The following is a 13,924-nucleotide window of genomic DNA, read 5'->3' as shown; positions in this document are numbered from 1 at the left end:
CTTACCGGGCCGAAGCGAGTTGGGAGAAGGCGGTGCCGAACCACTGCTGCACGCCATGCATCGTTGCGGCAGAAGTGTCCAGGAACGGTTGCGGGTACACGCCGATGAAGATCAGCAGTACCGCAAGGCCGAGCACCATGATCAGTTCGCGCGCGTCCATGCCTTGCAGGACGGTGTCGGACTTGGCTGGGCCGAAGTAGGCGCGGTGGATCATGATCAGCGAGTAGACCGAACCGAACACCAGGCCGGAGGTAGCAATGGCACTGATCCACGGCGTCTGCACAAAGGCACCCATCAGGATCAGGAACTCGCCGATGAAGTTACCGGTACCCGGCAAGCCCAGGGATGCGGCGGCGAAGAACAGGCTGATCGCCGGCAGGTATGCGATGCGCGACCACACGCCACCCATCTCACGCATGTCACGGGTGTGCAGGCGTTCGTACAGCTGGCCACTGAGGATAAAGAGGGCAGCGGCCGAAACACCGTGGGCCAACATCTGGATCACTGCGCCTTGCAACGCCAGCTGGCTGCCGGAGTAGATGCCGATCAGTACGAAACCCATGTGGGAAACGGATGAGAAGGCAATCAGGCGCTTGATGTCGGTTTGGGCGAAGGCCAGGAACGCACCGTAGAAGATCCCGATCAGACCCAGGGTCATGGCAATCGGCGCGAACTCGGCCGAGGCATTCGGGAACAGCGGCAGGGCGAAACGCAGCAGGCCGTAGGCAGCGGTCTTCAACAGGATACCGGCGAGGTCCACAGAGCCGGCAGTCGGCGCCTGGGCGTGGGCGTCAGGCAACCAGGAGTGGAACGGCACCACCGGCAGCTTCACCGCGAAGGCGATGAAGAAGCCCAGCATCAGCACGTACTCGGTGGTCAGCGACATCTTGGTTTTCAACAGGTCGGCGTAGTTGAAGGTAATCACGCCGGTGTTGTTGAAGTTGACCAGGACCAGACCCAGGATCGCCACCAACATGATCAGGCCGGAAGCCTGGGTAAAGATGAAGAACTTGGTCGCTGCGTAGATCCGGGTTTTCTTGCCGTCCGAAGAACTGTGACCCCAGAGCGCGATGAGGAAGTACATCGGCACCAGCATCATTTCCCAGAAGAAGAAGAACATGAACAGGTCCAGCGCCAGGAACACGCCGACAACGCCGCCCAGGATCCACATCAGGTTCAGGTGGAAGAAGCCCACGTGACGCTGGATCTCTTTCCAGGAGCAGAGTACCGAGAGGATACCCAGCAGGCCGGTCAGCAGGATCATCAACAGCGACAGGCCGTCAAGGGCCAGGTGCACGTTGATGCCGAAGCGCTGGATCCACACGTGCTTGAATTCAAGCGCGAAGGTGGGATCGACACCCGGTGCCGGAGCGAATGAATAGTCACCGTGGGCCCACAGCCAGAGGCCGAGCGCGAGTTCCAGGGACATGGTCAGCAACGCAATCCAGCGGGGGAGGGTGGCGCCGAAGCGTTCACCCATCCAGCAGAGCAGGCCGCCGATAAAGGGGATCAGGATTAGCCAGGGCAGAATCATGACGGGCTCGTTTCCTTTCGCAAGTTCGCAAAGTACGCAGTGCACTTAAACATAGTCAGACCGCTACCACGACGATGGCGCCGATCACCAGAACGGCACCCGCCGCCATGGACGCTGCATACCAACGCAATTGGCCGGTCTCGCTGCGGCTCAGGGCGGTGTGACCGGCCTTGGCGGCACGCGGGATCAAACCGATGGTCTGGTCGAGCGGGTCTTTGCGCAGCACGTGGCTGATCGCAAGGTAAGGTTTGACGAACAGTTTGTCGTAGATCCAGTCGAAGCCCCAGGCGGCGAACCACCAGGCCGACAGGAAGCGACCAATGCCACTGTTGGCCACGGCAGTCACGAAGCGACGCTTGCCGAGGAACAGCAGGGCCGCCAGCAGGATACCGGCGATGGCGATGGCGCCCGAGGCGATTTCCAGGCTGTGCTGGGCTTCGCCGCCGGCATGGCCCACGCTTTGTGGCAATACACCGTGCAGTGGCGGGGTGATCATCGCACCGACGAAGGTCGACAGGATGATCAGCACCGACAGTGGCAACCAATGGGAGATGCCGTGGCCTGCGTGCGCTTCGGTCTTGGCTTCACCGTGGAAGGTGATGAAGATCAGGCGGAAGGTGTACAGCGAGGTCATGAACGCACCCACCAGGCCTGCGTACAGCAGGTTCTGGTTACCGCTGGCAAAGGCTTCCCAGAGGATCTCGTCCTTGGAGTAGAAACCGGCGGTCACCAACGGCAGGGCTGCCAGGGCGGCACCACCGACGATGAAGCTGGCGTACGCCAGTGGCAGTTTCTTCCACAGGCCGCCCATCTTGAAGATGTTCTGCTCGTGGTGGCAGGCCACGATCACGGCACCGGAGGCGAGGAACAGCAACGCCTTGAAGAACGCGTGGGTCATCAGGTGGAAGATCGCCGCGTCCCAGGCGCCAACGCCCAGCGCCAGGAACATGTAGCCGATCTGGCTCATGGTCGAGTAGGCGAGGATACGTTTGATGTCGGTCTGCACCAGCGCGGCGAAGCCGGCCAGTACCAGGGTCACGCCGCCCACGATGCCCACCAGATGCAGGATGTCCGGCGCCAGGGTGAACAGGCCGTGGGTACGGGCGATCAGGTAGACACCGGCGGTCACCATGGTGGCGGCGTGGATCAGTGCCGACACCGGGGTAGGGCCGGCCATCGCATCCGCCAGCCAGGTTTGCAGTGGCAGTTGCGCAGATTTACCCACGGCGCCGCCCAGCAGCATCAGGGTGGCCAGGGTGATCCAGAAGTCGCCGACCTGGAATTTCTGCGGTGCCAGCACCAGCAGTTCCTGGATGTTCAGCGTGCCCACCTGTTGGAACAGGATGAACAGGCCGATGGCCATGAACACGTCGCCGATGCGGGTGACGATAAACGCCTTGAGTGCTGCGTTACCGTTGTTGCGGTTGCTGTAGTAGAAACCGATCAACAGGTACGAGCACAGGCCCACGCCTTCCCAGCCGAAGTACAGGAACAACAGGTTATCGCCCAGCACCAGGAACAGCATGCTGGCGATAAACAGGTTGGTGTACGAGAAGAAGCGCGAGTAGCCCGCTTCACCGCGCATGTACCAGGACGCGAACAGGTGAATCAGGAAACCCACACCCACCACCACGCCGAGCATGGTGATCGACAGGCCGTCGATGTAGAGGGCGAAGTTGGGCTTGAAGCCCTCGACCGCCATCCACTGCCACAGCACCAGGGTGTAGTGACCGCCTTCAGGCGGTGCCACGTTGAATTGCCAGATGACGTAGGCGGCCACGATGGCCGACAGGCCGATGGAGCCCACGCCGATCAGGGCCGAGAGGTTTTCCGACCAGCGCCCGCGAGAGAACGACAGCAGCAGGAAACCGATCAGGGGGAATACGAAAGTCAGAAAGATCATGTTCATCCGCGCATCTCACTGGCAGCGTCGATATCAAGCGTGTGGAAGCGACGATACAGCTGCAGCAGGATCGCCAGGCCAATACTGGCTTCGGCGGCTGCCAGACTGATCACCAGGATGAACATCACTTGCCCATCCGGCTGGCCCCAACGTGCGCCTGCCACAATGAACGCCAGTGCCGCGGCGTTCATCATGATTTCCAGGCTCATCAACACGAACAGAATGTTACGGCGAACCATCAGGCCGACCAGGCCAAGGCAGAACAGGATGCCGGCGACCGCCAGACCATGCTCCAAAGGGATAGCAGGCATCGTCATTGCTCCTTGGCTTCGTTGCGGCCCAAGTGGAAGGCAGTGATGGCTGCGGCGAGCAGCAGCATCGAAGCCAATTCGACCACCAGCAGGTACGGGCCGAACAGGCTGATGCCCACGGCTTTCGCGTCTACGGTGGTGTGGCCGATGGCCTGGCCGCTCTGGTGAGCGAACAGCACATACAGCAGTTCACCCAGCAGCAGCGCTGCGAGGACAACCGGGCCGAGCCAGATGCCGGGCTTGAGCCAGACGCGCTCCTGGGCGACCGAAGCCGGCCCCAGGTTGAGCATCATCACCACAAACACGAACAGCACCATGATGGCGCCGGCGTAGGCGATCACTTCCAGCACACCGGCGAACGGTGCGCCGAGGCTGAAAAAGGTCATGGCCACGGCGATCAGTGAAATGATCAGGTAGAGCAGGGCGTGCACGGGGTTAGTGTTGGTGATCACGCGAAGCGTGGACACCACTGCAATACCCGATGCGAAATAGAAAGCGAATTCCATCTTTCTTCCTTAAGGCAGCAAGCTCTTCACGTTGATCGGCTCGGCTTCGTTTTGTGCGGCGCCTTTTGGCTTACCGGCAACGGCCATACCTGCAACACGATAGAAGTTGTAATCAGGGTTTTTACCGGTACCTGCGATCAAAAGATCTTCTTTCTCGTACACCAGGTCCTGACGTTTGAACTCGGCCATCTCGAAATCCGGTGTGAGCTGGATCGCGGTGGTCGGGCAAGCTTCCTCGCAGAGGCCGCAGAAAATGCAGCGCGAGAAGTTGATGCGGAAGAAGTCCGGGTACCAGCGACCGTCTTCGGTTTCAGCTTTCTGCAGGGAGATGCAACCCACCGGGCACGCCACGGCGCACAGGTTGCAGGCTACGCAACGCTCTTCGCCGTCGGGGTCGCGGGTCAGTACGATGCGGCCGCGATAGCGCGGCGGCAGGTACACCGCTTCTTCGGGGTATTGCAGGGTGTCGCGTTTGCGAAAGCCGTGACCGAACACCATCACCAGGCTTCGCAACTGGGTACCGGTACCCTTAACGATGTCGCCAATATATTTGAACATGGGTCAAATCCTCACTGAACCGCGGCAGCTGGCGTGTTCAACAACACGACGGCAGCCGTCACCAGCAAATTGATCAGGGTCAGCGGCAGGCAGAATCTCCAGCTGAAATCCATCACCTGGTCATAACGCGGGCGCGGAATCGAGGCGCGCAGCAGGATGAACAGCATGATGAAGAACGCGGTCTTCAGGAAGAACCAGAAGAAGGCCAACTGCGGCAGGATGCCAAACGGACCGTGCCAGCCGCCGAAGAACAGCGTGACCAGCAGGGCCGAGATCAAGATGATGCCGATGTACTCACCGACGAAGAACATGCCCCACTTCATGCCGGCATATTCAATGTGGTAACCGTCGGCCAGTTCCTGTTCCGCTTCCGGCTGGTCGAACGGGTGACGGTGAGTCACGGCCACGCCAGCGATGAAGAAGGTGCAGAAGCCGAAGAACTGCGGAATGATGAACCACAGGTTCTGTGCCTGGTACTCGACGATGTCGCGCATGTTGAACGAGCCAACCTGCACTACGATGCCCATCAGTGCCAACCCCATGAACACTTCATAGGATACGGTTTGCGCCGAGGCACGCAAGCTGCCCAGCAGGGCGAACTTGTTGTTGCTCGACCAACCGGCGAACAGCACCGCGTATACCGACAAACCGGCCATGGCGAAGAAGAACAGCAAGCCGATGTTCAGGTCCGCCACGCCCCAGGTCGGGGTGATCGGGATGATCGCAAACGCAATCAGCAAGGCGCTCATGGCGACCACCGGTGCCAGGGTGAAGATCACCTTGTCGGCAAACGGCGGGGTCCAGTCTTCCTTGAAGAACATTTTCAGCATGTCGGCAGCGATCTGGAACATGCCGAACGGGCCAACGCGGTTCGGACCGTAACGGTCCTGCCACCAGCCCAGCAGGCGACGTTCGACGAAGCTGAGCAGGGCGCCAGCGACGACCACGGCCAACAGGATCACGATGGCCTTGACCACCGAGATGATCACGTCAATTACTTCCGGCGTGAACCAAGTCATTGCGCTGCCTCCTGCAGACCGTCAACGGTTTTGCCGAAAATGGCAGGCGGAATACCGGCGATGCCTTTAGGCAGTGCAACCAGGCCGGCACCCAGCTCGTCATTGATACGCAGCGGCAGACGCAAGGTCTGGCCGGCGACGTTGAGGCTGAGTAGCGCGCCGTCGTTGACACCCAGGCGGTCGGCTTCGGACTTGGCCACGGACACATAGGCGGCAGGAATGCGCTCTTGAACCGGCGCGGCCTTGGAAGAGGTCTCTTCGCTGCCGAACAGGTGGAAGAACGGCACGACCTGCCAGGTGCCCGGCGCCGGGTTGAACGGACGCGGTACCGCAGCGAACCAGTTCAGCGAGTCACCGCTGCTTTCGATCAGGCGAGTGCCTGGGTCGCCAGCGCGGATATGACCACCGACTTCGTCCTGGAACTTGTTCCAGGCCTGCGGCGAGTTCCAGCCCGGCGACCAGGCAAATGGCACCTGCTGACGCGGTTCGGCCGAACCCGAGTAACCTTCCATGGAGAAGGCAAACGCGGTGTCGTTGTCTTGCGGGGTACGCGGCTCGTGCACGCTGATGTCAGCACGCATGGCGGTGCGGCCGGAGTAGCGCAGCGGCTCACGTGCCAGTTTCAGGCCCTTGATGCGGAACGCGGCGGACGGCGCGGCATCGACGATACGAGCAAGCTGCGGCGCGCTGGCGGCGGTGGCAGCGGTCACGTGGTCGAGCTGAGTCCAGTCGATCGGCTGGTTCAGCAGGGTGGCGCGCAGGGCATGCAGCCAGCGCCAGCCTTCGTGCACCAGGATGCTGGCGTCCATGTACTTCGGATCGAACACCTGGAAGAAGCGCTGGGCGCGGCCTTCCTGGCTGACCAGGGTACCGTCGCCTTCGGCGAAGGTGGCGGCTGGCAGCACCAGATCGGCGCGGTCGCTGGTGGCGGTCTTCTGGTGGTCGGCGACGATCAGCACCTTGGCCGCATCCAGTGCCGCGTCAACCTTGGCCGCAGCGGTGCGGGTGTACAGGTCGTTTTCCAGCACCACGATGGCGTCGGCACGGCCGTCGGTCACGGCTTGCAGCGCTGCGTCCACGGACTCGCCACCGAGCATGGCCAGGCCCAGGCTGTTGGCTTCCGGCACCACCAGGCTGATGGAGCCATTTTTGTCGCGCAGCTTCAGGGCCTTGGCGATGTTGGCGGCGGCTTCGATCAGCGCTTTGGAACCCAACGAGGTACCGGCAATGATCAGCGGACGCTTGGCCGCCAGCAGGGCGTCGGCAATGCGCTGGGCCAACTCGGCAGCTTCAGCGTCCAGGCCTTCAACGGCGGGTGCGCTGGCGTCGAGGGCGTGGGCCACGGCGAAACCGAGGCGGGCCAGGTCGTCCGGCGCGGCGTGCACGCACTCTTCGGCGATGTCGTCGAGCTTGGTTTCAGCCAGGGAGGCGATAAACAGCGGGTTCAGCGCGTGCTGGCCGATGTTCTTCACGGCGGCGTCGAGCCAAGGCTGTACGCGCATGGCGTCGGCCATTTCTTCGGCCTTGCCTTTGACCGACTGACGCAGCGACAGCGCGATGCGTGCAGCGGTCTGGGTCAGGTCTTCACCGAGTACGAAGATCGCATCGTGGTCTTCGATGTCGCGCATGTTCGGTACCGGCAGCGGGCTGTCGTTCAGCACTTGCAGGACCAGGCGGATGCGCTCCAGCTCGTCGGCTTCGATACCGCAGTAGAAGTGTTCGGCACCTACCAGCTCGCGCAACGCGAAGTTGCTTTCGAGGCTGGCGCGTGGCGAACCGATACCCACGATATTGCGCCCGCGCAACAGGTCGGCAGCCTTATCCAGCGCTGCGTCCAGGCTCAGCTTGGCGCCATCGGCCAGCTGGGGCTGGCGTGGGCGGTCTTCGCGGTTGACGTAGCCATAGCCGAAACGGCCACGGTCGCACAGGAAGTACTGGTTGACCGAACCGTTGAAGCGGTTTTCGATACGACGCAGCTCACCGTAGCGCTCGCCCGGGGAGATGTTGCAACCGCTGGAGCAGCCATGGCAGATGCTCGGCGCAAATTGCATGTCCCACTTACGGTTGTAGCGCTCGGAGTGGGTCTTGTCGGTGAACACACCGGTCGGGCAGACCTCGGTGAGGTTGCCGGAGAACTCGCTCTCCAGCACGCCGTCTTCAACGCGACCGAAGTACACGTTGTCGTGGGCGCCGAACACGCCGAGGTCGGTGCCGCCGGCGTAGTCTTTATAGAAGCGCACGCAGCGGTAGCAGGCGATGCAGCGGTTCATTTCGTGGGAAATGAACGGGCCGAGGTCCTGGTTCTGGTGGGTACGCTTGGTGAAGCGATAACGGCGCTCGTTGTGGCCGGTCATCACCGTCATGTCTTGCAGGTGGCAGTGACCGCCTTCCTCACAGACCGGGCAGTCGTGGGGGTGGTTGGTCATCAGCCATTCGACAACGCTGGCGCGGAACGCCTTGGATTCTTCATCGTCGATGGAGATCCAGGTGTTGTCGGTGGCTGGGGTCATGCAGGACATGACGATACGACCACGGGTGTCGTTCTCGTCGGTGTATTGCTTGACCGCACACTGGCGACAGGCACCGACGCTACCAAGCGCGGGGTGCCAGCAGAAATACGGGATGTCGAGGCCGAGTGACAGACACGCCTGTAACAGGTTGTCCGCCCCATCGACTTCGAGCGCTTTGCCGTCTACGTGGATAGTGGCCATGGTTCAAAGTTCTTCGTTGGCCCGTTGTCAGCGGGCGTGGCTAATGGAATCTTGTTATTCATGTGCATCTACACAGCCTTTACGGCGTCAGCACATGAGCAGGCGAAGGGCACGGACCCTTCGCCTGTTTAAGCGTTACGCGCCGACTACGATCGGCTTCGCCAGAGGCGGGACGGCGGCGCTGGTGGGCGCGATGCCGGCTTCGAACTCCGAGCGGAAGTATTTGATTGCGCTGCCCAATGGCTCCACGGCGCCTGGTGCGTGAGCACAGAAAGTCTTGCCTGGGCCGAGGAAACCGACCAGACCCAGCAGGGTTTCGATGTCGCCCTCGCGGCCTTCGCCATTTTCCAGGGCCATCAGCAGCTTGACGCTCCAAGGCAGGCCGTCGCGGCATGGGGTGCAGAAGCCGCAGGATTCGCGGGCAAAAAACTGCTCCATGTTGCGCAGCAACGAGACCATGTTCACGGTGTTGTCGACCGCCATCGCCAGGCCGGTACCCATCCGGGTGCCCACCTTGCCGATACCGCCGGCATACATTTGTGCATCGAGGTGCTCGGGCAGCAGGAAACCGGTGCCGGCGCCGCCTGGCTGCCAGGCTTTCAAGGTGTAGCCGTCGCGCATACCGCCGGCGTAGTCCTCGAACAGCTCGCGTGCGGTCACGCCGAATGGCAGTTCCCACAGGCCAGGGTTCTTGACCTTGCCGGAGAAGCCCATGAGCTTGGTGCCCATGTCTTCGCTGCCTTCGCGGGCCAGGGATTTGTACCAGTCCACGCCGTCGGCGATGATCGCCGGCACGTTGCACAGGGTCTCGACGTTGTTCACGCACGTCGGCTTGCCCCACACGCCCACGGCGGCGGGGAAGGGCGGCTTGGAACGCGGGTTGGCGCGGCGGCCTTCGAGGGAGTTGATCAGTGCGGTTTCTTCACCGCAGATATAACGCCCGGCGCCGGTGTGCACGAACAGTTCGAAGTCGAAACCGGAACCGAGGATGTTCTTGCCCAGCAGGCCGGCGGCCTTGGCTTCTTCCACGGCACGGTTCAGATGCTTGGCGGCGGTGGTGTACTCGCCACGCAGGAAGATATAGCCACGGTAGGTCTTGAGCGCACGGGCACTGATCAACATGCCTTCGATCAGCAGATGGGGCAGTTGCTCCATCAGCATGCGGTCTTTCCAGGTGTTGGGCTCCATTTCATCCGCGTTGCACAGCAGGTAGCGGATGTTGATGGATTCGTCCTTGGGCATCAGGCCCCACTTCACGCCAGTGGGGAAGCCTGCGCCGCCGCGGCCCTTGAGACCGGCGTCTTTCACGGTCTGGACGATATCGTCCTGGGCCATGTCGGCGAAAGCTTTGCGCGCAGCGGCGTAGCCGTTCTTGGCCTGGTATTCGTCGAGCCATACCGGCTCGCCGTCGTCACGCAAGCGCCAGGTCAGCGGGTGGGTCTCGGCCGAACGCTTGATCAGGTTGGCCGGGCCGAAAGAGGTCAGGGTCATGGGTAGCCCTCGAGCAATTGGGTCACGCCAGCAGGCTGTACGTCACCGAATGTGTCGTCGTCGATCATCAACGCCGGCGCCTTGTCGCAGTTGCCCAGGCAGCACACCGGCAGCAGCGTGAAGCGGCCGTCGGCGGTGGTCTGGCCGAGGCCGATGCCCAGCTTGGCCTGGATTTCGCTGACCACGGACTCATGGCCACCGATGTAGCAGACCATGCTGTCGCACACGCGAATGATGTGGCGGCCCACCGGTTGGCGGAAGATCTGGCTGTAGAACGTCGCCACGCCTTCAACGTCGCTGGCGGGGATGCCGAGGATCTCGCCGATGGCGTAGAGGGCGCCGTCGGGCACCCAGCCACGTTCCTTCTGGACGATCTTCAGGGCTTCGATCGACGCCGCGCGCGGGTCTTCGTAGTGATGCAGCTCGTGCTCGATGGCCGAGCGCTCGGTTTCACTCAAGGTGAAACGGTCTGTCTGGATAAGCGTGCTGTTCATGCTTAGCGGTCCACGTCGGCCATAACGAAATCGATACTACCCAGGTACGCAATCAAGTCCGCGACCATCTCGCCTTTGATCACCGAAGGGATCTGCTGCAAGTGGGCAAAACTTGGGGTACGAATCCGGGTGCGGTAGCTCATGGTGCCGCCATCGCTCGTCAGGTAATAACTGTTGATACCCTTGGTCGCTTCGATCATCTGGAAGGATTCGTTGGCCGGCATCACCGGGCCCCACGAAACCTGCAGGAAGTGCGTGATCAGGGTTTCGATGTGCTGCAGCGTGCGCTCTTTGGGCGGCGGCGTGGTCAGCGGGTGATCCGCCTTGTACGGGCCGGCCGGCATGTTGCGCATGCACTGCTCGATGATCTTCAGGCTCTGGCGCATTTCTTCGACGCGCACGATGCAACGGTCGTAGGCATCGCCATTGGCCGCCAGCGGTACTTCGAACTCGAAGTTCTCGTAGCCGGAGTACGGGCGTGCTTTACGCAGGTCGAAGTCGCAACCGGTGGAACGCAGGCCGGCACCGGTGACGCCCCATTCCAGGGCCTCTTTGGTGTTGTACTGCGCGACGCCGATGGTGCGGCCCTTGAGGATGCTGTTGTCCAGCGCGGCTTTCTGGTACTCGTCCAGGCGCTTGGGCATCCAGTCGATGAATTCCTTGACCAGGCGTTCCCAGCCGTTCGGCAGGTCGTGGGCCACTCCGCCGATGCGGTACCAGGCCGGGTGCAGACGGAAACCGGTGATGGCTTCGATGACCTTGTAGGCACGCTGACGGTCGGTGAAGGTGAAGAACACCGGCGTCATGGCGCCGACGTCCTGGATATAGGTACCCAGGAACAGCAGGTGGCTGGTGATGCGGAAGAACTCGGCCATCATGATGCGGATGGTGTCGACGCGGTCCGGTACCTTGATACCGGCCAGCTTCTCGACCGAGAGCACGTACGGCAGGTTGTTCATCACGCCGCCGAGGTAGTCGATACGGTCGGTGTACGGGATGAAGCTGTGCCAGGACTGACGCTCGGCCATCTTCTCGGCGCCACGGTGGTGGTAGCCGATGTCCGGGACGCAGTCGACGATTTCTTCGCCGTCCAGTTGCAGGATGATACGGAAGGCACCGTGGGCCGAAGGGTGGTTCGGGCCCAGGTTGAGGAACATGTAGTCCTCGTTGGTGCCGGCGCGCTTCATGCCCCAGTCTTCGGGGCGGAAGCGCGCCGCCTCTTCTTCAAGCTGTTGCTTGGCGAGGTTGAGGCTGTACGGGTCGAATTCGGTGGCGCGGGCAGGGAAGTCCTTGCGCAGCGGGTGACCTTCCCAGGTCGGCGGCATCATGATGCGCGTCAGGTGCGGGTGGCCAGGGAAGTCGATGCCGAACATGTCCCAGACTTCACGCTCGTACCAGCTGGCGTTCGGCCAGATACCGGTCACGGTCGGGATGCTCAGGTCGCTCTCGCTCAGGGCGACCTTGATCATCACGTCGCTGTTACGTTCCAGCGACATCAGGTGGTAGAACACGGTGAAATCGGCACCGCTCGGCAGGCCCTGGCGCTTGGTGCGCAGACGCTCGTCCACGCCATGCAGGTCATAGAGCATGACGTACGGCTTGGGCAGGTTGCGCAGGAAGGTCAGGACTTCGACGAGCCTGGCACGCGCCACCCACAGCACCGGCATACCGGTGCGTGTGGCCTGGGCGGTGAAGGCGTCAGGGCCGAAACGGTTATTGAGTTCGACAACCACATCCTGGTCGTCTGCCTTATAAGGCGGGATGTACAGAGCACTGCCTGTAGTCATGGTTTTTTATCGCTTTCGGTCAACGTAAAGAATGAAGCCAGGTTTTCGTTCTATAAAAGAAGCGGGCTGGATCAGACTTCGTCGGGGCTGCGCAGGTTGGTGACTGCGATTCGCTGTTCGCGGCGCTGTTCCTTTTGAGACGGCATCTCGGCGCGATAAACGCCTTGATCACCGACCACCCAGGACAGTGGGCGACGCTCCTTGCCAATCGATTCCTGCAACAGCATCAAGCCTTGCAGGAACGCTTCGGGACGGGGCGGGCAGCCAGGCACGTAGACGTCCACGGGCAGGAACTTGTCCACCCCTTGAACGACCGAGTAGATGTCGTACATGCCACCGGAGTTGGCGCACGAACCCATGGAGATAACCCACTTTGGTTCGAGCATTTGCTCATAGAGGCGCTGGATGATCGGCGCCATCTTGATGAAGCAGGTACCGGCGATAACCATGAAATCCGCCTGGCGCGGCGAGGCCCGGATCACTTCGGCGCCAAAGCGCGCGATGTCGTGGGGCGCCGTGAAGGCGGTGGTCATTTCCACGTAGCAGCACGAAAGACCGAAGTTGTACGGCCACAGGGAGTTTTTACGCCCCCAGTTGACCGCGCCACTCAGCACGTCTTCCAGCTTGCCCATGTAGATGTTTTTGTGGACTTGGTCTTCTAACGGGTCGGAGACGGTTTCCCGTTCGCCGATGGGGTACTGCTCGTTAGGAGCATCCGGGTCGATCCTGGTGAGATTGTATTGCATTGCCAAAGCCTCATTGTTTCAGCTTCGCTTGCCGCTTGCGACGAGCTTCCGGAGCCCAGTCAAGGGCGCCCACTCGGAACAGGTAGACAAGACCTGCCAACAGAATTGCTATGAAAACGAGAGCTTCGACGAATCCGGTCCAGCCGCTTTCGCGGACGGACACAGACCATGCAAAGAGAAAGAGGGCTTCGATATCGAAGATCACGAAGAGCATCGCGACCAGATAGAATTTGGCTGAGAGCCGCAAGCGGGCGCCACCTGTAGGTAGCATGCCGGATTCGAACGGTTCGTTTTTGCTGCGGCCCCAGGCTTTTGACCCGAGGAGGCTGGAGACGCCAAGCATGAAGGCGCAGAGGCCTACAACACCGAGAAGGAAAATGGCAAAGCCCCAGTTGTGGGCCATGAGTCCTGTCGCGTCGGTCATGCTGGAAATCCTTAACAGAGAGCAAAGGTCTCTGAGCTCGAAAAAGTAACGATGCAGTGACGATATGTCGCACTGCAATCAATCGCGGTGATTTTATGGCTAAACACCGGGCAAGTAAAATTCCCAGGGCGAAATTATTCGGTGGAATAAGCACATAGTGCACCTTCTTGGGGCTGTAGCCCTTGTGGCGTGGGCATTAGCGGGCTTTTCATCAATTATGTTTTGTTTAAGCGGTAACGAAGTTTTCAGGCGCTAAATGATAATGAATATTGTTTGCGTGGGGTGTAAGCGAGTGTTTCTCATGTGGCGCGGGAAGTTACCGTTACTTGCTTGAGTGTCGCTTAGTTGTCGCAACGGTTCTTTTAACCGATCGGATGTGCGCGGATACCGCTCTGGATCAATGTTTTTAGCAAAAAACTATGGATAGGGGGCGGTCAATG

Annotated in this window: 12 protein-coding genes; all 12 read right to left on the bottom strand. The window is 61.1% G+C overall.

All coding sequences use genetic code 11. The features are described from left to right. Window position 1: 1 nt before the first annotated feature. The 12 genes from nuoM to GH769_RS13525 all read right to left on the bottom strand — a co-directional run bounded on the left by nuoM (window position 2) and on the right by GH769_RS13525 (window position 13,484). Window positions 2–1,534, bottom strand: a complete 1,533-nt coding sequence (gene nuoM, locus GH769_RS13580; RefSeq protein ID WP_014718913.1) for an NADH-quinone oxidoreductase subunit M — start codon at window positions 1,532–1,534, stop codon at window positions 2–4. A gap of 55 nt (window positions 1,535–1,589) precedes the next feature. Further along, entirely contained in the window at window positions 1,590–3,443 is a 1,854-nt protein-coding gene (gene nuoL / locus GH769_RS13575; protein WP_014718912.1) for an NADH-quinone oxidoreductase subunit L, read from the bottom strand. Next, entirely contained in the window at window positions 3,440–3,748 is a 309-nt protein-coding gene (gene nuoK / locus GH769_RS13570; RefSeq protein WP_003174727.1) for an NADH-quinone oxidoreductase subunit NuoK, read from the bottom strand. The genes nuoL and nuoK overlap by 4 nt, the downstream gene beginning before the upstream one ends. Window positions 3,749–3,750: 2 nt before the next feature. Beyond that, a complete protein-coding gene (nuoJ, locus tag GH769_RS13565) occupies window positions 3,751–4,254 on the bottom strand; it encodes an NADH-quinone oxidoreductase subunit J (protein WP_003174726.1) in 504 nt (167 codons plus the stop codon). 9 nt (window positions 4,255–4,263) lie between these two features. Further along, window positions 4,264–4,812 (bottom strand): NADH-quinone oxidoreductase subunit NuoI, encoded by a 549-nt coding sequence (gene nuoI / locus GH769_RS13560; protein ID WP_014718911.1) that lies wholly within the window; start codon window positions 4,810–4,812, stop codon window positions 4,264–4,266. Between the two features lie 11 nt (window positions 4,813–4,823). Beyond that, window positions 4,824–5,831: an NADH-quinone oxidoreductase subunit NuoH gene (gene nuoH / locus GH769_RS13555; RefSeq protein WP_003174724.1), complete on the bottom strand. Its 1,008-nt coding sequence runs from the start codon at window positions 5,829–5,831 to the stop codon at window positions 4,824–4,826. Then, entirely contained in the window at window positions 5,828–8,542 is a 2,715-nt protein-coding gene (nuoG, locus tag GH769_RS13550; RefSeq protein ID WP_014718910.1) for an NADH-quinone oxidoreductase subunit NuoG, read from the bottom strand. The genes nuoH and nuoG overlap by 4 nt, the downstream gene beginning before the upstream one ends. Window positions 8,543–8,677: 135 nt before the next feature. Next, window positions 8,678–10,033, bottom strand: a complete 1,356-nt coding sequence (gene nuoF / locus GH769_RS13545) for an NADH-quinone oxidoreductase subunit NuoF (protein WP_032896666.1) — start codon at window positions 10,031–10,033, stop codon at window positions 8,678–8,680. Continuing rightward, complete coding sequence (gene nuoE, locus GH769_RS13540) at window positions 10,030–10,527, bottom strand: NADH-quinone oxidoreductase subunit NuoE (RefSeq protein WP_003232080.1); 498 nt, start codon at window positions 10,525–10,527, stop codon at window positions 10,030–10,032. The genes nuoF and nuoE overlap by 4 nt, the downstream gene beginning before the upstream one ends. A 2-nt stretch (window positions 10,528–10,529) precedes the next feature. Then, window positions 10,530–12,314 carry an NADH-quinone oxidoreductase subunit C/D gene (gene nuoC, locus GH769_RS13535; protein ID WP_032902840.1) on the bottom strand — a complete coding sequence of 595 codons (1,785 nt, stop codon included), beginning with the start codon at window positions 12,312–12,314 and terminating at the stop codon, window positions 10,530–10,532. A 71-nt stretch (window positions 12,315–12,385) separates the two neighbouring features. Next, complete coding sequence (locus tag GH769_RS13530; RefSeq protein WP_003174719.1) at window positions 12,386–13,060, bottom strand: NADH-quinone oxidoreductase subunit B family protein; 675 nt, start codon at window positions 13,058–13,060, stop codon at window positions 12,386–12,388. A 10-nt stretch (window positions 13,061–13,070) separates the two neighbouring features. Then, complete coding sequence (locus GH769_RS13525) at window positions 13,071–13,484, bottom strand: NADH-quinone oxidoreductase subunit A (protein WP_003192109.1); 414 nt, start codon at window positions 13,482–13,484, stop codon at window positions 13,071–13,073. Window positions 13,485–13,924: the final 440 nt, after the last annotated feature.

Origin of the sequence: Pseudomonas sp. CFSAN084952, assembly GCF_009648855.1 — a bacterium.
GTDB lineage: Bacteria > Pseudomonadota > Gammaproteobacteria > Pseudomonadales > Pseudomonadaceae > Aquipseudomonas > Aquipseudomonas paracarnis.
This window is presented reverse-complemented; position numbering and strand designations above follow the sequence as displayed.

Excerpts from the sequence above, each read along its gene's own strand:
- nuoM (WP_014718913.1), bottom strand. The coding sequence starts at position 1,534 with ATGATTCTGCCCTGGCTAATCCTGATCCCCTTTATCGGCGGCCTGCTC.
- nuoL (WP_014718912.1), bottom strand. The coding sequence starts at position 3,443 with ATGAACATGATCTTTCTGACTTTCGTATTCCCCCTGATCGGTTTCCTG.
- nuoK (WP_003174727.1), bottom strand. The coding sequence starts at position 3,748 with ATGCCTGCTATCCCTTTGGAGCATGGTCTGGCGGTCGCCGGCATCCTG.
- nuoJ (WP_003174726.1), bottom strand. The coding sequence starts at position 4,254 with ATGGAATTCGCTTTCTATTTCGCATCGGGTATTGCAGTGGTGTCCACG.
- nuoI (WP_014718911.1), bottom strand. The coding sequence starts at position 4,812 with ATGTTCAAATATATTGGCGACATCGTTAAGGGTACCGGTACCCAGTTG.
- nuoH (WP_003174724.1), bottom strand. The coding sequence starts at position 5,831 with ATGACTTGGTTCACGCCGGAAGTAATTGACGTGATCATCTCGGTGGTC.
- nuoG (WP_014718910.1), bottom strand. The coding sequence starts at position 8,542 with ATGGCCACTATCCACGTAGACGGCAAAGCGCTCGAAGTCGATGGGGCG.
- nuoF (WP_032896666.1), bottom strand. The coding sequence starts at position 10,033 with ATGACCCTGACCTCTTTCGGCCCGGCCAACCTGATCAAGCGTTCGGCC.
- nuoE (WP_003232080.1), bottom strand. The coding sequence starts at position 10,527 with ATGAACAGCACGCTTATCCAGACAGACCGTTTCACCTTGAGTGAAACC.
- nuoC (WP_032902840.1), bottom strand. The coding sequence starts at position 12,314 with ATGACTACAGGCAGTGCTCTGTACATCCCGCCTTATAAGGCAGACGAC.
- GH769_RS13530 (WP_003174719.1), bottom strand. The coding sequence starts at position 13,060 with ATGCAATACAATCTCACCAGGATCGACCCGGATGCTCCTAACGAGCAG.
- GH769_RS13525 (WP_003192109.1), bottom strand. The coding sequence starts at position 13,484 with ATGACCGACGCGACAGGACTCATGGCCCACAACTGGGGCTTTGCCATT.